This window comes from Microbacterium sp. NPDC019599 (genome assembly GCF_040632175.1).
In the GTDB taxonomy this organism is placed as follows: domain Bacteria; phylum Actinomycetota; class Actinomycetes; order Actinomycetales; family Microbacteriaceae; genus Microbacterium.
The window spans coordinates 134377-153421 of sequence record NZ_JBEYBL010000012.1; the positions used below are offsets into that span (position 1 = coordinate 134377).

At 70.0% G+C, this 19045-nt stretch carries 20 protein-coding genes and 1 pseudogene; 12 read left to right on the forward strand and 9 right to left on the reverse strand.

Annotated features, from left to right (window positions below):
- The first annotated feature begins 49 nt into the window (after window positions 1-49).
- From ABZ477_RS17745 to ABZ477_RS17755, 3 genes are read left to right on the forward strand one after another with little or no spacing between them, the layout of a single operon-like run.
- On the forward strand, window positions 50-1363 hold the full coding sequence (locus ABZ477_RS17745; protein ID WP_360135902.1) for a bifunctional PIG-L family deacetylase/class I SAM-dependent methyltransferase: 1314 nt from the start codon (window positions 50-52) through the stop codon (window positions 1361-1363).
- Window positions 1360-2103 (forward strand): glycosyltransferase, encoded by a 744-nt coding sequence (locus ABZ477_RS17750; RefSeq protein WP_360135904.1) that lies wholly within the window; start codon window positions 1360-1362, stop codon window positions 2101-2103. The genes ABZ477_RS17745 and ABZ477_RS17750 overlap by 4 nt, the downstream gene beginning before the upstream one ends.
- A 52-nt stretch (window positions 2104-2155) precedes the next feature.
- A complete protein-coding gene (locus ABZ477_RS17755; protein WP_360135906.1) occupies window positions 2156-3178 on the forward strand; it encodes an IS110 family transposase in 1023 nt (340 codons plus the stop codon).
- On the opposite strand, the gene ABZ477_RS17760 is transcribed toward ABZ477_RS17755, so the two are convergent.
- The gene (locus tag ABZ477_RS17760; protein ID WP_360135908.1) at window positions 3090-3956 is read right to left on the reverse strand and encodes a potassium channel family protein; all 867 of its coding nucleotides are present in this window, start codon (window positions 3954-3956) and stop codon (window positions 3090-3092) included. The two genes, ABZ477_RS17755 and ABZ477_RS17760, sit on opposite strands and share 89 nt — an antisense overlap.
- A gap of 114 nt (window positions 3957-4070) precedes the next feature.
- Window positions 4071-4562, reverse strand: coding sequence for a hypothetical protein (locus ABZ477_RS17765; RefSeq protein ID WP_360135910.1), 492 nt, complete (start codon window positions 4560-4562; stop codon window positions 4071-4073).
- A 71-nt stretch (window positions 4563-4633) separates the two neighbouring features.
- Here ABZ477_RS17765 and ABZ477_RS17770 point away from each other — a divergent pair, with 71 nt between their 5' ends.
- Window positions 4634-5095 carry a helix-turn-helix domain-containing protein gene (locus ABZ477_RS17770; protein WP_360135912.1) on the forward strand — a complete coding sequence of 154 codons (462 nt, stop codon included), beginning with the start codon at window positions 4634-4636 and terminating at the stop codon, window positions 5093-5095.
- 61 nt (window positions 5096-5156) lie between these two features.
- Here ABZ477_RS17770 and ABZ477_RS17775 read toward each other — a convergent pair whose 3' ends face one another.
- The 3 genes from ABZ477_RS17775 to ABZ477_RS17785 form a co-directional block, all read right to left on the reverse strand.
- Entirely contained in the window at window positions 5157-6419 is a 1263-nt protein-coding gene (locus tag ABZ477_RS17775) for a glycosyltransferase (protein WP_360135914.1), read from the reverse strand.
- A 236-nt stretch (window positions 6420-6655) separates the two neighbouring features.
- A complete protein-coding gene (locus tag ABZ477_RS17780) occupies window positions 6656-7798 on the reverse strand; it encodes a HAMP domain-containing sensor histidine kinase (RefSeq protein WP_360135916.1) in 1143 nt (380 codons plus the stop codon).
- Entirely contained in the window at window positions 7795-8520 is a 726-nt protein-coding gene (locus ABZ477_RS17785) for a response regulator transcription factor (RefSeq protein ID WP_360135918.1), read from the reverse strand. The genes ABZ477_RS17780 and ABZ477_RS17785 overlap by 4 nt, the downstream gene beginning before the upstream one ends.
- 122 nt (window positions 8521-8642) lie before the next feature.
- Between ABZ477_RS17785 and ABZ477_RS17790 the strand changes: the two genes are divergently transcribed.
- The 3 genes from ABZ477_RS17790 (at window position 8643) to ABZ477_RS17800 (ending at window position 10610) form a co-directional block, all read left to right on the forward strand.
- The gene (locus ABZ477_RS17790; RefSeq protein WP_360135920.1) at window positions 8643-9305 is read left to right on the forward strand and encodes a glycosyltransferase family 2 protein; all 663 of its coding nucleotides are present in this window, start codon (window positions 8643-8645) and stop codon (window positions 9303-9305) included.
- Between the two features lies 1 nt (window position 9306).
- The gene (locus ABZ477_RS17795; RefSeq protein ID WP_360135922.1) at window positions 9307-9918 is read left to right on the forward strand and encodes a DUF2064 domain-containing protein; all 612 of its coding nucleotides are present in this window, start codon (window positions 9307-9309) and stop codon (window positions 9916-9918) included.
- 107 nt (window positions 9919-10025) lie between these two features.
- Complete coding sequence (locus ABZ477_RS17800; RefSeq protein WP_360135924.1) at window positions 10026-10610, forward strand: class I SAM-dependent methyltransferase; 585 nt, start codon at window positions 10026-10028, stop codon at window positions 10608-10610.
- On the opposite strand, the gene ABZ477_RS17805 is transcribed toward ABZ477_RS17800, so the two are convergent.
- From ABZ477_RS17805 to ABZ477_RS17815, 3 genes are read right to left on the reverse strand one after another with little or no spacing between them, the layout of a single operon-like run.
- Window positions 10588-11007, reverse strand: a complete 420-nt coding sequence (locus tag ABZ477_RS17805; RefSeq protein ID WP_360135926.1) for a hypothetical protein — start codon at window positions 11005-11007, stop codon at window positions 10588-10590. The two genes, ABZ477_RS17800 and ABZ477_RS17805, sit on opposite strands and share 23 nt — an antisense overlap.
- Complete coding sequence (locus ABZ477_RS17810; protein WP_360135928.1) at window positions 11004-11561, reverse strand: molybdopterin-dependent oxidoreductase; 558 nt, start codon at window positions 11559-11561, stop codon at window positions 11004-11006. The genes ABZ477_RS17805 and ABZ477_RS17810 overlap by 4 nt, the downstream gene beginning before the upstream one ends.
- Before the next feature lie 50 nt (window positions 11562-11611).
- Window positions 11612-12172: a hypothetical protein gene (locus ABZ477_RS17815; protein WP_360135930.1), complete on the reverse strand. Its 561-nt coding sequence runs from the start codon at window positions 12170-12172 to the stop codon at window positions 11612-11614.
- A 130-nt stretch (window positions 12173-12302) separates the two neighbouring features.
- On the opposite strand from ABZ477_RS17815, the gene mtnP reads away from it, so the two are divergent.
- The 4 genes from mtnP (at window position 12303) to ABZ477_RS17835 (ending at window position 17532) form a co-directional block, all read left to right on the forward strand.
- Window positions 12303-13139 carry an S-methyl-5'-thioadenosine phosphorylase gene (mtnP, locus tag ABZ477_RS17820; RefSeq protein ID WP_360135932.1) on the forward strand — a complete coding sequence of 279 codons (837 nt, stop codon included), beginning with the start codon at window positions 12303-12305 and terminating at the stop codon, window positions 13137-13139.
- Window positions 13136-14206, forward strand: coding sequence for an NAD-dependent epimerase/dehydratase family protein (locus ABZ477_RS17825; protein ID WP_360135934.1), 1071 nt, complete (start codon window positions 13136-13138; stop codon window positions 14204-14206). The genes mtnP and ABZ477_RS17825 overlap by 4 nt, the downstream gene beginning before the upstream one ends.
- A gap of 92 nt (window positions 14207-14298) precedes the next feature.
- Window positions 14299-15549, forward strand: coding sequence for a hypothetical protein (locus ABZ477_RS17830; protein WP_360135936.1), 1251 nt, complete (start codon window positions 14299-14301; stop codon window positions 15547-15549).
- Between the two features lie 153 nt (window positions 15550-15702).
- On the forward strand, window positions 15703-17532 hold the full coding sequence (locus ABZ477_RS17835) for a lipase family protein (RefSeq protein WP_360135938.1): 1830 nt from the start codon (window positions 15703-15705) through the stop codon (window positions 17530-17532).
- 62 nt (window positions 17533-17594) lie between these two features.
- Here ABZ477_RS17835 and ABZ477_RS17840 read toward each other — a convergent pair whose 3' ends face one another.
- A complete protein-coding gene (locus ABZ477_RS17840; protein ID WP_360135940.1) occupies window positions 17595-18773 on the reverse strand; it encodes an FAD-binding domain in 1179 nt (392 codons plus the stop codon).
- 165 nt (window positions 18774-18938) lie between these two features.
- Between ABZ477_RS17840 and ABZ477_RS17845 the strand changes: the two are divergent.
- Window positions 18939-19045, forward strand: a pseudogene (locus ABZ477_RS17845) (sugar ABC transporter ATP-binding protein); the annotation flags it as partial.

A 19045-nucleotide genomic window follows, 5' to 3' on the forward strand; every position in this document is an offset into this window, starting at 1 on the left:
CCACCTCGATGCGGGCACCGCCGAGGCCGTGTGGCAAGGGGATCCCCGGATGGGCACCCGTCCGCCGGTTCCCGCCGACGTGGACGAGCTGATCGTCGTGGCCGCCCACCCCGATGACGAGACGCTCGGCGCCGCCGGTCTGATCCGGCGGGTGCGGCGAGCGGGTGGCCGGGTCAGGGTGGTCGTCGCGACCGACGGTGAGGGGTCTCACCCCGACTCGCCCAGCCACAGCCCAGCTCGGCTCGCGAAGAGGCGGCGGAGCGAGGCGCGGCGGGCCGTCGACGCACTCGCCGACGGGATCGAGGTGCAGTTCCTCGGCCTGCCCGACGGAGCGTTGAGCGAGCACAGCGAAGAGCTGGCCGAATCGATCACGGGAATTCTCGATTCCGGCCGGCCGCCGGGCGACCCGGCTCGCGTCGTCGTCGTCGCGCCCTGGTCCGGCGACGGGCACCGCGATCATCGAGTCACTGCCGAGGTCGTGCACGGGGTGTGCGCGGGTCGCGGCATCCCGCATCTGGGCTATCCGATCTGGCTCTGGCACTGGGGAACCCCCGCAGACCTGCCATGGGACAGGACGCGCGCCCTGACACTGCGGCGCGACGAGGTCCGCGCGAAGCGTCGCGCGATCTCCGAGCACACGTCGCAGATCGCGCCGCTGTCATCGGCGCCCGGAGACGAGGTGATGCTGCATCCCGGGATGCGCGAGCACTTCGAGCGCAGCACCGAGCTGTTCGTCGACGAGTCCGCGCCGGAGGGAGCGGATTCGATGAGCGAGGAGTGGTTCGAGGCGTTCTATCGCCGGCACGACGATCCGTGGGGATTCGAGACGCGCTGGTACGAGAAGCGCAAGCGCAGCATCCTGATGTCCGCGCTGCCCACCGAGCGCATCGGCGACGTCCTGGAGATCGGCTGCTCCACGGGCCTGGTGACCCAGGAGCTCGCCGCGCGGGCCGAGAGCGTGATCGCGCTCGACCCCGTCGACGCGGCCCTGCAGCAGGCGACCTCACGCGTCGGCGCGGACAGCCGGGTCTCGTTCGTCCGCGGGCAGATTCCCCGCGACTGGCCGCCCGGCCGGTTCGACACGATCGTCCTCTCGGAGGTGGGCTACTACCTGTCTGCGGCAGACCTGGAGACCGCAGTCCGCCGGATCGAGGGATCCCTCGCCGACAGCGGCACCCTGGTCGCGTGCCACTGGCGCCACCCGGTCGCGGAGTATCCGCTGACCGGCGATGACGTGCACACTGCGCTGCGGGCGAGCAGTCGGTGGCGGGCGATCGTCCGGCATGAGGAGCCCGACTTCATCCTCGAGGTGTTCGCCACGGCGCCGGCGCTCTCCGTCGCCGAACGTGAGGGACTGGTGTGACGGGCCGCCCGGTGGACGTCGCCGCCGTCGTCGTCCCCGTCCACAACGAGGCGGAGCTGCTCGATCGGTGCCTGACCGCGCTGACTGTGGCTGTGGAGACGGCCGCGCGGCGCGGCATCCGCTGCCAGGTGCAGGTCGTTCTGGATGCCTGCACCGACGCCTCCGCCGCCATCGCCGCCAACCACCCCTTCCCCACGCTCGTGGTCTCGGAGGCGACGGTCGGCCAGGCGCGGGCGCGCGGAGTGCAGGCGGCGCTCACGGCGATCGGAGAGCTCCCGGCGGAGCGCGTCTGGCTCGCGAACACCGATGCCGACTCCGCCGTGCCGCCGAACTGGATCGTCGCGCAGTGCGACCTCGCCGCCGAGGGCGCGGATGTCTTCGTCGGCACCGTCCGTCCCGACTTCGCCGACCTCGGCCGAGCGCACCGGCACCACTGGCTGCACACCCACGTCCGGGGGGCGCCGAACGGGCACGTCCACGGCGCGAGCCTCGGGCTGCGTGCCAGCGTCTACCGGGCCGCCGGCGGCTTCGACGCGATCCCCGAGCACGAGGACGTACAGCTGGTCGCGCGTGCCCGCGCCCTCGGTGCGATCGTGCAGGCGAGCGACGAAGCCGAGGTGCTCACCTCCGGGCGGTTCGTCGGGCGCACACCGGGCGGCTACGCCGGATATCTCCGCGAGCAGGCGCGGATGCTGGCAGCCCACGTGGAGCCACCCGAGTCATCGGCCGCGCTCGCCTGACCACCATTTCGAGGCTACGGCCAGCCGATCGACTGGCCTATCCGACAGGCGAATGTGGAGGCCCCAGTTGTTCATTCAGCGTACGAGCGTTGGGCTCGATGTGCAAGCGCGAAGCATCGTCGGCTGCGCGATCGACGAGCACACCGGCGAGATGGTGCACCGCCGGTTCGGGTATGACCCAGGCGAGGTGATCGCATGGGTCAAGGCGCTGCCCGGCCCGCAGGACGTGGTCTACGGGGCCGGGCCGACCGGGTTCGAGCTGGCCCGTCAGTTCGCGGCATCCGAGGTCCGCTGCGCGGTCGCGGCACCCTCGAAGCTGCAGCGACCATCCGGGGACCGGGTCAAGACCGATGCGCGGGACGCGGAGCATCTGGCGCGACTGCTGCGACTCGGGGAGATCACCGCGGTGCGCATCCCGACCAGGGAGCAGGAGGCGGCTCGAGACCTCGTGCGCGCCCGCGAGGATACCCGCACCGATCTGATGGCGGCCCGACATCGACTGTCCAAGCTGCTGCTGCGCCACGGGCTCGTCTACGACGGGAAGACCACCTGGTCCCGGGAGCACGAGTCGTGGGTGCGCCGGCAGCGACCTGACCTGCCCGGCGCGGCTGCGGCGTTCGACGCGGCCTATGAGACGGTCGCGCAGATCGCGTCCCGCAAGCATCGCCTGGACCTGCTGATTCAGCAGGCCGCCGCCCAGGACGACGAGTACGCCCCCGTGGTGGCCCGACTGGGCTGCCTGCGGGGCATCTCCACCCTCACCGGGTACGCACTCGCGGTGGAGATCGGCGACTGGCACCGGTTCATCGGGAACACCATCGGCGCCCACCTCGGCCTCGTGCCCGCCGAGTACTCGTCGGGGTCCTCCCGGGTGCAAGGCGCGATCACGAAGACCGGCAACGGGCACGCCCGCCGGCTCCTGGTCCACCTCCGGGCGACGGCGGTGCGCGGGACGGACGACGCCGGACCCTCGACGTTGCTCCGCGTCAGTTCAGGTCGTGGCCGTGGCTGCCGGCCACCGCACGGAGCACGTCATCGGTCGACTCACCGGACACATGCGGGTACTGGTCGGTGAGCACCCGGGCGAGCTCGTCCATGACATGCTGAAGCAGCGTGCCCGCCGCCCGAACATCGGGGTCATGCGCGCCGAGGGCGGCATCCCGAAGCTCCATCGCGTAGCCGATCGCCCGTGCCGCGGAGAGTCGCTCGTCCCGCTCGGTGAAGTAGAAGATCTCGGTGCTCTGCACGAGATCCGCGGTGAGCGCTGCGAGCGCGCGCGCCACGGATGCGAGGACGGATGTCGCGTATCCGGGCGATACCGTGCCCGGAAGTGCGGCCAGCCCAGACTCGTGCAGGCTCGTCAGTTCGATGGCCAACGACCGTCGTCGGGCGAGAGCCGGATACAGCTGCGAGAACCACGACACCGACGCCGACAGCAGGGCGAAGCCCATCAGCGCCTCCACGGGTGACACCGCGCGGATCACCGGATCGGTCGGCACGACGTCGCCGAGTCCGAGCGTCGTGAGCGCTACCAGCGAGTACGTGAGGGACTCGACGAAGGGCTGATAGTCCGCAGGATCGACGCCGCTGTGGGCGAAGCCGTCGGGAATGTGAGGGAGGTAGATCAGCGCCCAGCCGACGGAGATCAGGATGATCCAGACGGCGATGGTGGCGAGGACCGTGAGCGGTCCTCCGGCCGTCAGCGGACGCCGGCGGCGCGACAGCGACCAGGTGATGCGGAACAGGAGCGTCGTCAGACGACCGGTCGACGCCGGGCGGAGCAAGGTGTGGAAGACGTCGTTCAGTGCGACGGCTATGAGGGCGATGCCGACGATGGTGCTGATCGCGCTCATGACGCCCAGTATGCGCCCCGGAGCGCCGCCGGTTCTTCCCGCGCGCCCCTGTTCGAGGGGCTCCGGTTCGGGAGTGGTCCACGATGTCGCATCGGCGCGCCACGGGCTGGCCGCTCAGCCGATGCGAACGCCAGTCTCCGGCTTCAGGCCGAGCGCGTCGAGCACTTCGCCTTCGTCGTACGCGCCGAGAGGAATCGTCGAGGTGCGCGCGACGAGCACCGTTCCCGCGGAATCCACGACGAACGTTCCCGACTGCTGCAGACCGGCGCGTACGAACAGACCGACGGCCGCGTGCGCATCCTCCGACGATGCGATCCGATCGGCGAGTTCGGGATGCCGCTTCGACACCAGATCGGCATCGACGGGGCCCCCCGGCACGATGACGAGGAGCCGGTGCATGAGAGACTGCTCCGCCGAGCGCTTCATCTGACGCAGGTGCGCGTTGCACACCGGACACGTAGGCGTGCGCATGAAGTACATGACGACCGGACCGTGCTCGAGGACGCCGGGCACATCGAGCCCGGTGCCGTCAGGTCGGAAGAGAGTCAGTGCGGGCAGTGATTCACCGGAAGCGAGGGGGCTGGTTCGCATTGCGTCGACGTCCATTCGAGAGAAAATAGCAAGGGAGTTGCCTAGTTAGGCAAGCAGATTGCCTTTCTGAAGTCAAGGAGCCGTGGATGTCGGACGAGGACCTGCTGCGATTCGCAGCCATCGCGCACGATGATCTTGCGACGCTCCTGATGGCGGCATCTCGGAGCGTCAACGAACAAGCCCTGGGGGCGATCGACCCGCAAGGGACGTCGGGGATCCGGATCGCTCACGTACCGCTCATCGCGGCCCTCGAGCCGGGTGGAGCGAGGTTCGTCACCCTCGCGGCGCGCATGGGCATCTCACGACAGGCCGTCGCCTCCCTCGTGCGCGACCTCACCGACGCGAAGGTCACCGAGGTGGTCGCGGACCCGCTTGACGGCCGTGCGCAACTGGTCCGATTGACCCAGCTCGGCGACGACTTCTGCCGCCGAGCGGCGGACTACCTTGAAGAGCGCGAACGACGATGGCGGCGGCAGTACGGCAACGAGTCGATCGCCGCCGTCCGCAAGGTGCTTCGTGGCCTGACGGAGGCGCGCGGAGGCGACTGACACCACCAGCTCATGGCTTGCAGGCGCGGGGTACGGCGAGGCGTCCGGGTTCGGTCTGTGCTCAACCGCGCCCGGCGACCCGCGCGTCCAAGCCCTCGAGGACGCGCACCGCTTGCCCAGTGCCGTCCTCCTGTGCGAGCTGGGCGGCGATGTCCGCGGCGCGTGCACGGTACGCATCGTCGTGAAGCATGCCGGTGATCGCGGACGCGAGCTCCTCACTCGATAGACGCCGCAGCGGCACGGGCGCCGGTCCGACGCCCAGTTCGTGCACGCGGCGCCCCCAGAACGGCTGGTCTCCGAGAACGGGGCAGATCATCGTCGGCTTGCCCGCGCGCAGGCCCGCGGCGGTGGTCCCGGCGCCTCCGTGATGGACCACGGCGGCCACGCGAGGGAACAGCCACTCATGAGGCACCTCGTCGATGAGCAGCACATCCCGAGTGGGCTGAATCTGCAGCGCACCCCAGCCCTGTGCGACGACCGCTCGCGTTCCCGCCGCGTGAACGGCTTCGGCCACGACCCGGCCACGTCGTTCGGCGTCTTTGCCGAACCCCATGCTGCCGAAGCCGATGTACACGACAGGTCCATCACCTTCAAGGAACTCCGACAGCTCGGGCGGGGGCGCCCACTCCGTCGACGACGGCTCGCGAAACCAGTAGCCGGTCACGTGAGCCGAGGCCGGGTAGTCAGGCGGACGGGGGACGACGTGCCGGCTGAACGAATACAGGACCGGCATCCGCTCACCGTCGGCGGAGTGCAGGTAGTCGCTGAATCTGCTCGCGCGCTCAAGTCCGAGCTGATCTCGACGGAACCTGTTGATCATCCCGCCGTACGCGAGCGCCGTGAAGCGGTTGAACGTGTAGCTGAGTCGATTGAGCCGCGGGCCCAGCGGTCTCGCCGTGAACGGAACAGGAAACGCCGCAGTGGGCGTGAGGAAGGGAAGCGGAAGCGATGGCACGACGGGAACGCCCAGACGCCCACCGATGTGCGGTCCGCCCAGCGCCTTCGGGTGGGCGACCACCACGGTGGGCTCGAAACGCTGGGCGATCTCCCACTGCTCGTCGAGTGAGACGCGCATCGCAGCCATCATCTGACGGCCGGCGGTGAGCGCCTCGGCTGGCCCGTTCATGTCAGCCATGGCTTCGCGCATGACCCGGTCCATCTCGGTGCCCATCGGTTCGTAGAGCACCGCGGCCGAGACAGCGTGCCGGTGGGACTCCGGCGCGGCGAGGGCCACCTCGTGCCCCTCGACCGCGAGTCGATCGGCCAGCGCCGCGAACGGCTCGATGTCCCCGCGCGTGCCGAAGGTCAGGATGAGCGCGCGCATCGTGAGCAGCCCCCTCTCCGCACACGCTCGGAGTCACGGGGCTGTTGCGCAGGCGCGCCGACGCCCTGGGTGAAGCGATCTGATCGCATGGATGGCCTTTCGGTCGTGCGTACTCGAGACGCCGACCAGACTTCCCGGCTCACCATCGCCACGCAGGGCTTTCCCTGACCATACGCCCCCGCACGCTCCGGGCATAGGGCGCTCGGGGCGCCGGCCGACCTCGTCGTCCGCCAGAGTCAGGCGACCAGAGCCCGGGGGAGGACGACATCGAACCGGCATCCGCCCGGAACGTTCGTCGCGGAGATCCGTCCATCGTGGGCCATCACGATGCCGTGCGCGATGGCGAGGCCGAGCCCGGAGCCCGCGCCGGTGCTGACCGGGGCTGGGGTTCGGGACGGATCTGCTCGCCAGCCGGCGATGAAGATCTTCGTGAGGTCTGCCGCCGCGATGCCGCCGCCGGCGTCGACGACGGACAGCGTCGCAGTGCCATCGGCGCCGGCCTGGGTGGTGACCGAGATCTCGGTTCCCGGCGGCGAATGCTGGATCGCGTTGATCAGCAGGTTCGCGATGACGCGTGAGAGCTCCCCCGCATCGCCCACGACGACGTGCTCGGGGTTCGGGGATTCGCGGATCGTGATGTCGTGCGCCGCTGCGAGCACGCTGAGTTCGGCGACCGCGTCGCTCACGAGGTCGTAGAGCGAGACCGGCTCGAGGGTCAGATCCAGGCGCCCCGACTGGATCTTGGAAAGCTCGAAGAGTTCATCGACGAGCGTCGTGAGATGGGCGACCTGCAGCCGCATCTGCCGGTGGAATCGCTGCGGGTCGTCGGCGAGCCCGTCCTCCAGAGCCTCGGCCATCGCCCGCAGGCCCGCCAGTGGAGTCCGAAGATCGTGCGAGATCCACGCCACGAGCTCGCGGCGCGAGGACTCCAGCGCGTCTACCTCGGCCCGGGCGTCGTCCAGTCGTCGGCTCGCGAGCGCCAGTTCACGCTGCAGCGATGCCAGTTCCGAGCGGTCGGGGGATGCCGGCGCCTCGACCGGTGCGCCGTCTCCGATGTCTCTCGCGAGCCCGCGGACACGTGCCACCTGCCGGGTGAAGGCCCGGCCGAGCACGATGGCCGCGCCGAGCGAAACGACGCCGGCGCTGACTGCCACCCACACGCTCACCACCAGGTCGTGTGCCGACAGGTACATCGCCTGCGCGACGGCGACCATGCCCGCCATGACCGACAGCGTCGCCGTCGCCACCACGATGAGCAGCTGCACCATGAGCGGCGAGCGCCGCGCGAGGCGGAGCGCGACAAGCCCGAGGGCACCGACGAGCAGCGCGCAGAGGACGGCGATGCCGACGATGACCGCGAGATCGGGGAGGGGGATCACGGCGCACCCTCCGGGTCCAGCCGGTAGCCGACACCCCACACGGTGTTGAGCATCCGCGGCTGGGTCACGTCGGTCTCGATCTTCTCGCGAAGTCGCCGCACGGTGACGGTCACCGTCGAGAGATCGCCGAATTCCCAGCCCCACACGGCTCGCAGCAGCTCCTCGCGCGTGAACGCGCGACGGGGATGCTTGAGCAGGAAGGCGAGCAGGTCGAACTCGCGCGTCGACACGGGAAGCTCGACGCCGTCCTTGCGCACGACGCGCGCCGAGGCATCCAGGTGGAAGGGACCGAGGTCGAACGGCGCCTCCGGCGCGAATTCGCCCAGGCTGCGGCGCAGGACCGCCTGCACGCGCAGAACCAGCTCACGGGGCGAGAAGGGCTTGGTGAGATAGTCGTCGGCTCCGGCTTCGAGCCCCGCGACACGGTCCTCGGGCGCGCCCAGCGCCGTGAGCAGGATGACGGGCACGCCTCTCGTCTCGCGGATGCGGCGACAGACCTCTGCGCCGTCGATGCCGGGCAGCATGCGGTCGAGGACGACGAGGTCGGGCGGTCTTATCTCGATCGCGTCGAGCGCCGCAAAGCCGTCGGACGCGACATCCACGATGAACCCGTCGGCCTGGAGATACGTCTCGACGACTTCCCGCACGGTGGGATCGTCTTCGACGACGAGCACCCGGCGGTCGGCGAGGTCACCCGGCGCGGAGGTCCGTGCGGTGGACATGCCGACAGAATAGGCCGGACCACGGGGCGGAGGATCGCCTCACTGCCAATCGACGGCGGTTGTCCGCGGTTCGTAATGCTCTGTCGGCTGCACCCGAGGGCACCCGGTCCTAGCGTCGGAGCATGTCCGTGACGATCGACGTGGTGCTCCCCTGTCTGGATGAGGCGGCGGCACTGCCCGGCGTGCTCGGCGGCCTGCCGTCCGGGATGCGTGCGATCGTCGTCGACAACGGCTCCACCGACGGCTCAGCCTCCGTCGCGGAGCGACTGGGGGCGATGGTCGTCCACGAAGCGCGCCGCGGCTTCGGCGCCGCCGTGCACGCGGGTGTCTCGGCCGCGACCTCGGACATCGTCGCGATCTGCGACGCGGACGGGTCATTCGACCTCGCCGAGCTGCCGCGCGTCACGGGTCCCGTGCTAGCCGGCGAGTGCGACCTCGTCCTGGGCCGGCGCATTCCCGTGTCGAGGGGCGCATGGCTCCCGCACGCCCGGATCGCGAACGCCTACCTCTCGCGGCGGCTGCGCGCGAGGTCCGGCATCATCCTCCACGATCTCGGTCCGATGCGCGCAGCCCGGCGCGAGCGGCTCCTCTCACTGGGCCTGCGGGACCGCCGCAGCGGGTACCCCCTCGAGATGGTGCTCGCCGCGGCGCGTGAAGGGTGGCGCATCGGCGAGGTGGACGTGACCTACCGGCCGCGCGACGGGCGCTCGAAGGTGACCGGGACGGTGCGCGGAACGGCGATCGCCATCGCCGACATGAGCCGCCTGCTGCGAAAGCGGGGCTGAGATGACCACGCTCGTCGTGATGGCGAAGGAGTGCATCCCCGGCAGAGTGAAGACGCGCCTGCATCCGCCGTACTCGCTGGAAGACGCCGCGCACATCGCGGCAGCGAGCCTCGCCGACACTCTCGCGTTCGGCAACGCCCTCGCCGTCGAGCGCCGGGTCTTGAGCTTCGCGGGCTCGCGGGTCCCCCGCGAGGCTTCGGGGTGGGACGTGGTGGTGCAGGCGAACGGCGGGCTCGACGAGCGGATCGCCGCAGCTCTGGACGCCTGTACCGGGCCTACCCTTCTCGTCGGCATGGACACGCCGCAGCTGCGGGAGGACCATGTGGCGCCCGCACTCGCCTGGCCGACCGGAACCGATGCCTGGCTTGGACCTGCCGCCGACGGCGGGTTCTGGGCTCTCGCGCTGCGCAGCCCGGACGGCGCGCTCGTCCGCGGCGTGACGATGTCCCGCGATGACACGGGCGAGCAGCAGCGCCGACACCTCGAATCGGCCGGACTGAGCATCGGCACGCTGCCCATGCTCACCGACATCGACACGGCCGGGACCCTCGCCGGCGTGGCATCCGAGCTCTCGGGCGGCCGTCTCCTCGATCTGCTGCGGGACCTGCGATGAGCGCCCCCGCGACGGCAGGACCTCTCGGCGACGCCTACGAGCGCGCTCTGAGCACCCGGACCGGTCCGCTGATCGTTCAGGATCTAGGCCGTCCCCGCGTCGTCCGCATGGATGTGGATCGGTTCCTCTCCGAAGCGGACGAAGTGGAGACGGCTCTCGCTCGAGCCCTGCCCGCGCCCGTCCTCGACGTCGGATGCGGCCCCGGCCGGATGGTGCGGGCGGCGCTCGACGCGGGTCACACGGCACTCGGAGTCGACGCCTCCCACGCCGCTGTCTCGATCGCTCAGAGACGTGGACTGCCGGTCCTGCATCGCTCGGTGTTCGACGCCCTCCCAGCCGAGGGCGAGTGGGGATCGGCCCTGCTGCTGGACGGCAACATCGGCATCGGCGGCGACCCCGCGGCACTGCTGCGGCGGTGCGCGGGACTGCTGCGCTCGGGAGGACGCATCATCATCGAGACGCACCGGACGGCGCGTCGCGATCACCGATTCGAGGGGATGCTGCGCGACGACGTCGGCCCGTCCGCCACCGCGTTCCCCTGGGCCGAGGTGGGCCGGATCCCGCTGCGGCGACACGCCGCCGCTGCCGGGCTCGAGCCGGTGCGGGAGTGGCGAGCAGCGCGTCGGCGATTCGCCGAGTACGTCCGCCCGGACGTCGAGCCCCATGTCGTCAGCGACGCGACCGGCGGTTGACGACGCGCCCCACGACGAGCACCGTCCCGGCGATGAGTCCCCACACGATCACCAGCCGCAGGGCATATTCGCCGACGAGGATGGTGGGGTTCGGGTTGCCCCGGCCCTGCGCCCAGATCTCCGGGACGACGAACAGAGTGAGGACTGCTCCCACGACGAAGCCGACGTGGGCGACGATCGTCAGAGCTCGGGGCCTCTCGTCAGCTCCGCGATACCACCGCCTGCGCAGCCACGAGATCGCCGGCGCGAGGATGCCGTCATGCACGACGACGACCGCCGCGAGCCAGATCGCCAGTGCGAGGAGCTGGATCGGGCCAAGCGTAGTCACCGCCAGGTAGACACCGTAGGCGGCGAGCGCGCCACCGACGACGAACAGAGCGCCGCGCAGCAGGGTCACGCCGGCTCCTCACTGATGGCGTGCAGCCACTTGGTCTGGAGGACACCGGGGCGGCCGGGGGCGATGATGCGGCACGGGAAGCCGTGATCGGCGTCGAGGGTCTCTCCGTTGAGCTCGAGCGCGACGAGGGTCAGCGTATCCCAGGCGTAGTGCGGCGGCATCGTGGTCGTGCGATATGCGCCGCGCGGCTGCAGGCTGTCGAGCCGCACCGCGCGGTCGCGGCGGATACCGGCGAGCTCGAGCAGAGCCGCCAGCCGAACGCCGCGCCAGTGCGCTGTCGTGCTCCATCCCTCCACACATGCGATCGGCAGCACGGCTTCGGTCTGCGGCATGCGCTCCAGGTCCTTCCGTGAGAGCTCGAGCGCCCCCGCCGGACCGCTCACCCGCAACCGCCAAGCGGGGTCGTGGATGAGTCCCCGCACTCCCGCCTGTGATGCGGTGCGGTTCACCGGCAGATCCTGCGGCCCCTGGCCCTTGACGCGCGGACCGAACAGATTGACCGGTGCCAGCAGGTCGAACGACTGACCGGCCGTCATGCCGACGAGCGCCGTCACCGCCGCCCCGACCCCGATCAGGAAGGTCCTTCGGTCCTGTCGCCCGCCGGTCATCGGTCGTCCCCGTGAGCGCGCCAGTTCGCCGCGATGACGGGTAGCTTGACGCCGAGATGCACGACGATCGCCCCGACGATGATCCACGAGAGCGCCCAGTGCGTGCGCACGAACGAGAACGGCCAGGGGTACCACTGGAAGGTGTTGAGCACGCCCATCACGATCTGCAGCAGCGACCCCGCGACGAGGACCGCGACAGAGCCGCGCTCGAGGACGTCGATCGGCCGACGGACGGGCGGCCACGCGAAGAGCCGCGGGTAAACGACCCAGAGCTTCGCGAGCACCAGCGGGAGCAGCGCGGTGCCGACCGCGACGTGCGTCCCCTGCGTCCACGCATACAGCTCCACCGGACGCGTCGGGAGCGGCAGCCAGGCCAACGGATGCTGCTGGAGGTGGCTGTACACGCCGGTGAGGAAGCAGACGGCGAAACCGATCCCGACGATCCTCCCGAGGACGACCGCCGAGCGCGGCGTGCGCTCGGGGGCATCGAGCGCACGACGGATCGCCTCGGCTCGCACCGCCGCCGCAGCGGTCAGTCGATCCGTGATCGAACCCATGCCGCCAGTGTGAGCGGCACGCCGATCTCGCGACAGCGCCTCGCGATTACGAACCGCGGACAACGCACCGTCACCGGACCGTAATCAATTGTGCGGACACAGCACTCCGCCGGGCAGCCAGAGTGGTCACGTGAGTGCAGCGGACCACCCGGATCAGGCGCGCATCGGCGTCATCGGCGGTTCCGGTCTCTACCGGCTGCTCGAGGACGCGACCCAGGTCGAGGTCGGCACGCCTTACGGGTCCCCCTCGTCGCCTCTCGCCGTGGGCCTCCTGAACGGTGAGCGGGTCGCATTCCTCGCACGCCACGGCACGGGGCACACCATCCCCCCGCAGCGGGTGAACTATCGCGCGAATCTCTGGGCGCTCGCCTCGAGAGGGGTCGTCGCGATCATCGGCTCCAGCGCCGTCGGGAGTCTCTCGCCCGCCATGCCCTCCGAAAGCTTCGTCGTCCCGGACCAGCTGATCGACCGGACGCGCGACCGCATCGACACCTTCTACGACGGCCCGGACGTACAGCACCTCGCGTTCGCCGATCCGTTCGATCCCGGCATCCGGCGCCTTCTCATCGACGCGCTCACGTCACGGAGCGAGCGCTTCGCGCCCACCGGGACGACCGTCGTGATCTCCGGCCCCCGGTTCTCGACGCGCGCGGAGTCGAAGGGGTGGCGCTCGCTCGGCGCCGACATCGTCAACATGACTCAATATCCGGAGGCGGCGCTGGCGGCAGAGCTGAATCTCGGCTACGCCAGTCTGTCGTTCGTGACGGATACCGATACCGGCCACTACGTGGGCGACGAGCCGGTCACCGCCGACGTCGTCTTCCGACGTCTGTCGGCCGCCCGGAAGCGGATCACCGGCGTCATCGGCGATGCCGTCGCAGCGGTGCCGACCGGATACGCCCCGCGCGATCTCATCGATCCGGACGCCGTCGCCCGCGTCATGGCGCGGGATCGCTCGTCGCCATGAACGGCACGCTGCTGATCACGGGGGGCGCAGGCTTCATCGGCTCCCACATCGCGTCGGGGGCGCTCGGGGATGGATGGCGCGTCCGGGTGATCGACAGCCTGCGCACCGACGTGCATCCGGCTGCGGCCGCAATGCCCGACGGCGTCGAAGGCATCAAGGGGGACATGACGGATGCGGACGCCGTCGCAGCGGCGCTCGTCGACGTCGACGTCGTCTGCCATCAGGCCGCGAAGGTCGGGCTGGGCGTCGACCTCGGGGACGCCCCCGATTACGTGCGCACCAACGACCTGGGAACCGCGATGCTGGTCTCGGCGATGTCGCGCGGAGGCATCGGTCGTCTCGTACTGGCCTCATCCATGGTGGTCTACGGCGAAGGTCGCTACCGCGATGCGCTCGGCACGATCGCTGCGCCGCCTCGCATCTGGGAGGATCTGGAAGCGGGTCGCTGGGAGCCGCGCTCCCCTCGCACCGGAGAGGCGCTCGAGCCGGAGCTCATCGACGAGTCGCAACCGCTGGATCCGAGGAACGTCTACGCCGCCTCGAAAGTCGCCCAAGAGCACCTCGTCGCCGCCTGGGCGCGGGAGACCGGCGGCCGGGCGGCACTGCTCCGGTATCACAACGTCTATGGCCCGGGGATGCCGCAAGCCACGCCGTACGCCGGTGTCGCATCCCTGTTCCGCTCCGCTCTTGAGGAGGGCAGACCGCCGGACGTCTACGAGGACGGCGGGCAGCGACGCGACTTCATCCATGTGGCCGATGTCGCATCGGCGAATCTCGCCGCTGTCGAGTGGACGGATGCCGCCGATGCCGGCGTCGCGCGGCCGTTCAACGTCGCGTCCGGCGAGGTCCACACTGTGGGTGAGATGGCCGGAGCGCTCGCGGCTGCCTTCGGGGGACCCGAGCCGCGCGTGACCGGCCGGTATCGGCTGGGCGATGTGCGGCACATCACCGCGTCGGCCGAACGCGCGAGAAAGGAGCTCGGCTGGCGGCCCGCCGTCTCATTCGCCGTCGGAATGCGCGAGTTCGCCGTCGCACCGCTGCGCGGCAGGGCCGAGACGGCCCCATGACGCGGCCTTCGACGCGTGCGACCGTGCCGACGAGGAGGTCGCGCGCCGCCGCGATCGGCCTCGCCTCGACGCTGACGCTCATCGTCGCGGCCATGGCCGTGCCGGCCCTCACCGGCTGGGAAGTCCGCGCGGGACAGTTCCCCCCGCTCCATTCCATCTGGGTGCCGAGGATCGGGCCGGGCACTCCGGCTGCCATCCTGCTTGGCGTTCTCGCCTGCGTGTGGGCACCGCGGATTGCGATCATGCCGTGGCGCCGGCTGCTCGCGATCGTCTATGTCTACGCGGTGGCGTGGATGCTCGCGCTTGCCACGGTTGACGGCGTCGACGGTGTCGGCGCGATCCTCGAGTCCAAGACCGAGTACCTGCAACCGGCGCGAGAGGTGACGGACGTCGGCGAGTTCCTGCGCATCTACATCTCCCGCATTCCGCTCGACAGCGAGGACAACTGGCCGGTCCACCTCGCCGGACATCCGCCGGGAGCCGCCCTCTTCTTCATCGGCCTCGTTCGGATCGGGCTCGGCAGCGCCCTCGCCGCGGGGCTGGTCATCACTCTGCTCGCAGGCACCACCGCCATCGCGGTGATGCTCGTCGCCCGCCGCCTCGGCGCAGCGCGCTTCGCCCGAGCCGCGGCACCGTTCCTCGCCGTCGGACCCGCCGCCATCTGGATGTGCGTGTCGGCCGACGCCGTCTTCGCCGCGACCGCCGCGTGGGCCACCCTCCTGCTGACGGTCTCGGCGACGACCTCCCGCCGGGGAACGGGGCTTCTGGCCGGGGCGGGTGCCGGCCTGCTGTACGGAGTGTGCGTCATGTTCTCCTACGGGCTGCCGCTCCTCGGGGTGCTGGTGACCACAGTGCTGGTGCTCGCGAGATCTTGGCGTCCGCTGCTGTGGACGGCGCCCGCGGCGCTGGCTGTCGTCCTCGTATTCGCGGCGCTGGGCTTCGCGTGGTGGGAGGCCTTCCCGGTGCTACGGGAACGCTACTGGGCCGGGATCGCGCAGCATCGCCCGGGCCTGTACTGGACCTGGGCGGACATCGCCGCGGTGTCGGTGAGCGCCGGGCCCATCGTCGGAGCCGGCATCGCGGTGGCGCTGGTCGATGCACGATCGCCACGGGACGAGGGCAGCCGCGCGGTCGCCTGGCTGGCACTCGCCGGCCTTGCCATGTGCGTCGTCGCCTCGCTGTCGCAGATGAGCCGAGCAGAAGTCGAGCGCATCTGGCTCCCTTTCGTGCCATGGATGCTGTTGGCCACGGGCCTGCTGCCCGCGCGCTGGCGAAGGGCTGGCCTTATCGCGCAGGTGGGGTTCACGCTCATCGTGCAGCATCTTCTCTACACGCGATGGTGACGGCCGAGCAGCTCACGACCGTCTGCAACCCGCACTTCGCAGGCTGCGAATGTCCGGGCCCATCCCTCAGCCGCCCGTCATGTCGTGGACCGGAGTTCGGCTGGCGTGCCGCTCGCAGACGGAGTCGCCCCGCCTGGTCCCTACCATGATGTGATGAGCCAGAGCGGCATCGTGCGGCGGGTGTGGGCGCGGGTGAGCGTGCTTTCGCACCTCTCTCAGAGCGCCTCGCCGCAGATTCTCCTCGTCATCGGCGTCGCCCTCTTCGCGTTCGCGCTTCTCCTCGTCACACGACCACTCACGTCGCTTCTTGTGCTCGGCATCTACGTCGGCGCGAGCGCGATCACCGCCGGGATCATCGAGCTGAGATCGGCTTCCCCCGAGCCGGCGTGGTGGAGGAGGCTGCTCGCGGTCGGGTGGATCGTCTTCGGCGTCGTCGTCATCGTCTGGCTGAGGGAAAGCCTGAATCTGCTCCCGGTGGTGCTGTCTGTGCTGCTTGTCATCGGCGGCCTCTCCTCGATCGGGCATTCGCTCTTCCGCGGACGGATCAGCGAGCGCGTGCTGGCCGCGACGTGGGGCGTGTGTCAGATCGTGTTCGGCATCCTCGCCCTCGCCTGGGTCGACGTCACGATCCTCGTCGCCGCGGTCGTGTTCGGCGTCTGGATGCTGGTATTCGGCGTGACGCTGTTCATCCGCGGTCTGCGGGTCCTGCTCTCACGGACGGCACCTTCAGCCGGAATCGAGCGCCGCGCGCGGACAAGGCGACTGGCGGCGGACGCCGGGCGGTGGATGCTGGCCGTGGTCCTCGTCGGTGTGACGATCGCGGGCTGGTGGGCGGATGATTGGCTCGCGCGGGGGGCGCCCGTGGTCGATGCCTTCTACACTCCACCGGAAGACATTCCGACCGATCATGGTCGCCTCCTGCGCGTCGAGCCCTACGGCGGCCGGGCGCCGTCGGGCGGCGAGGTGCAGCGCATCCTCTACACGACAGGCGATGCGATGGGCGGTCGCGGTGTCGCCAGCGCGCTTGTCATCACACCGTCGGAAGTGCATCCCGGACCGCGGCCGGTCATCGCCTGGAATCATGGGACCACCGGCGTCGCACGCGGGTGCGCCCCGAGTCTTCGCACGGATGCGGCCACCAAGTGGGCGATACCGGCACTCGAGGACGCGCTCGCGCGGGGATGGGTGGTCGTCGCGTCCGACTACGCCGGTCAGGGCGCGCCGGGAGTGTTCCCCTATCTCATCGGGCCGGGTGAGGCGAAATCCACGCTCGACGCCGTGCTGGCCGCCCGGGAGCTGCCCCGTCTGTGGCTGTCGCGGGACGTCGTCCTGTGGGGGCACTCGCAAGGCGGTCACGCCGCGCTGTGGGCCGCGAAGATAGCCGACGACTACGCGCGGGAGCTGTCCATCAAAGGCACAGCTGCGCTCGCTCCCGTCACAGACCCCCTGGACCTTGCGCGCGAGTTGCGGGCGGGTGACGCGAACGCGCTGCTCTCAGTGCTCATCTCCTGGGTGCTCGTCCCCTACGCCGACACCTACCCCGAAGTCCACCTCAGTGACTACATCGCGCCGGGAACGCGGGCGATCGTGCGAGAGATGACCCAGAGATGCCCGTCGGAGCCGGGCGCCGTCATCTCGGTCGTCGCGGCGATCGGAGTCGCGGAGGACCGACCGCTCTATGCAGCCGACCTCACCAAGGGGGCACTGGGTCGTCGTCTCGAACAGAACGCTGTCACCGGCCCGTTCGACCAGCCCGTGCTCCTCACGTGGGGCACCGCCGACGAAGTCATCCCCCCGCGACTTCAGGAGGACTTCGTCACAGCGCTGTGTCGGGAGGGAACGCCAGTGCGCTGGGTCGAGATGCAGGGCTCGGACCATCTCGGCGTCCTGCTTCCGCCATCCCGGTTCCTTCCGGTCCTGGTGAATTGGACACAGTCCCGACTCTCGGGCGCGCACACCCCTGTGGACGACTGCACGCGGTAGCCGCCCACCGGTCAGCCGGCCGGTGTCGGACCCCGGCGGGCGAGCGCCTCAGGCACGGTGATTCAACGCCCCGCCTCGGGGAACTCAGGCAGGACGATGGCATCCCGGAAGCTTCGACCCATCACCGCGTCGGTCACCTTGGGCAGCCCCATCACCTTCATCACCGCGTTCCTCTCCCACAACTGGAACCGATTCTTCGGCCCGAATGCGAGACCCAGCCCCTTCGCGGCATCCTGCTTGGATCGAAGCAGCGACCTCAGTCGATCCTGGAAGCGCGCGAATGCCGCGCTGTGATCGGCATCCATCGCCAGCTCGGTACCGAGAACATACGCCTCGACCATGGCGAGAGCCGATCCCTGACCGGCAAGGAAGGACGGACAGGCGGCCGCATCGCCCACCAGCGCCACACGCCCCGTCGTCCACGACGGCATCCGGATCTGGCTGACGGAATCGAAGTAGAGGTCGCTCGCCGCCGACATGCAGTGAAGCATCTCGGGCACCTCCCACCCACCGTCGCCGAGCCTCGTGCGCAGCAAGCGCTCCTGGTCTGCGCGCTTCGAGGGCAGCGGGCCCTCGTGGCGGACCGAGAGGAGGAAGAGCGTGATGTCGTCGCGCAGGCTCAGGCGCACGGCCTGGAATCCCACCTCCGCATACATCATCGCCACCAGCTCGTCGCGATGAGGATAGCCCTCCGCCTGAAACGCGGCCACGACCATTCCCAGACTGGTCTCGAACTGATCGTCGGGGCCGAAGACGAGCCGCCGCACGCGCGAGTGAAGGCCGTCAGCCCCGAACACCAGGTCGAACTCCCGACGCAGTCCGCTGTCGAACATGACGTGGACGCGTTGCCCGTCGTCCTCCAGCGAGCGGACCGAGTCGCCGAAGATCACCTCGACGTCCGGGCTCATCGCTTCGTAGATGACCGCTGCCAGATCGGAGCGGGCGATACTCACGTAGCGCGCACGGGACTCGATGACGGATTCGGGATCGAAGCCGGCGATCCTGCGACCGCGTCGGTCGACCGCACGAGCCTCCGTCATCACGTAACCCCGCTCGCGGAGCGCGGGGACGATGTCCATGCGCTCGGCGACATCGAACCCAGCACCCCAGAAGTCGATGAGGTAGCCGCCGCGTCGCAGGGCGGGGGCGTGCTCGACGATGGTCACCTGGTGCCCCGCCCGGTGCAGCCAGTGCCCGAGGGTGGGGCCGGCGATCCCCGCGCCCACGATCAAGACCTTCATCTCACCTCGCGATCCGACAACCTCGACGGTGCACTTCCGGTGAACGTCGGACAGCCCCTTGACGCGCGCCTCAAGTGTGATGTGCTGTATAGCAACTGTTGCCGCTCAGCAATAGTCTGCCACTGCGGATCGTCCGGCACGTACCTGCCGGTGAAGGAGAACGAAATGGCGTCCGTGACGTTCGACAACGCAACCCGCCTGTACCCCGGGGGCACGCGCCCCGCTGTGGACAAGCTCAACCTCGAGGTCGGAGATGGCGAGTTCCTCGTCCT

Bases quoted from the DNA above. Each gene is read 5' to 3' on its own strand.
- ABZ477_RS17835 (WP_360135938.1), top strand. From the start codon at position 15,703: ATGAGCCAGAGCGGCATCGTGCGGCGGGTGTGGGCGCGGGTGAGCGTG.
- ABZ477_RS17815 (WP_360135930.1), bottom strand. From the start codon at position 12,172: ATGGGTTCGATCACGGATCGACTGACCGCTGCGGCGGCGGTGCGAGCC.
- ABZ477_RS17770 (WP_360135912.1), top strand. From the start codon at position 4,634: ATGTCGGACGAGGACCTGCTGCGATTCGCAGCCATCGCGCACGATGAT.
- ABZ477_RS17755 (WP_360135906.1), top strand. From the start codon at position 2,156: ATGTGGAGGCCCCAGTTGTTCATTCAGCGTACGAGCGTTGGGCTCGAT.
- ABZ477_RS17790 (WP_360135920.1), top strand. From the start codon at position 8,643: ATGTCCGTGACGATCGACGTGGTGCTCCCCTGTCTGGATGAGGCGGCG.
- ABZ477_RS17825 (WP_360135934.1), top strand. From the start codon at position 13,136: ATGAACGGCACGCTGCTGATCACGGGGGGCGCAGGCTTCATCGGCTCC.
- ABZ477_RS17775 (WP_360135914.1), bottom strand. From the start codon at position 6,419: ATGCGCGCGCTCATCCTGACCTTCGGCACGCGCGGGGACATCGAGCCG.
- ABZ477_RS17840 (WP_360135940.1), bottom strand. From the start codon at position 18,773: ATGAAGGTCTTGATCGTGGGCGCGGGGATCGCCGGCCCCACCCTCGGG.
- ABZ477_RS17765 (WP_360135910.1), bottom strand. From the start codon at position 4,562: ATGGACGTCGACGCAATGCGAACCAGCCCCCTCGCTTCCGGTGAATCA.
- ABZ477_RS17830 (WP_360135936.1), top strand. From the start codon at position 14,299: ATGGCCGTGCCGGCCCTCACCGGCTGGGAAGTCCGCGCGGGACAGTTC.
- ABZ477_RS17800 (WP_360135924.1), top strand. From the start codon at position 10,026: ATGGATGTGGATCGGTTCCTCTCCGAAGCGGACGAAGTGGAGACGGCT.
- ABZ477_RS17745 (WP_360135902.1), top strand. From the start codon at position 50: ATGGGCACCCGTCCGCCGGTTCCCGCCGACGTGGACGAGCTGATCGTC.
- ABZ477_RS17795 (WP_360135922.1), top strand. From the start codon at position 9,307: ATGACCACGCTCGTCGTGATGGCGAAGGAGTGCATCCCCGGCAGAGTG.
- ABZ477_RS17785 (WP_360135918.1), bottom strand. From the start codon at position 8,520: ATGTCCACCGCACGGACCTCCGCGCCGGGTGACCTCGCCGACCGCCGG.
- ABZ477_RS17760 (WP_360135908.1), bottom strand. From the start codon at position 3,956: ATGAGCGCGATCAGCACCATCGTCGGCATCGCCCTCATAGCCGTCGCA.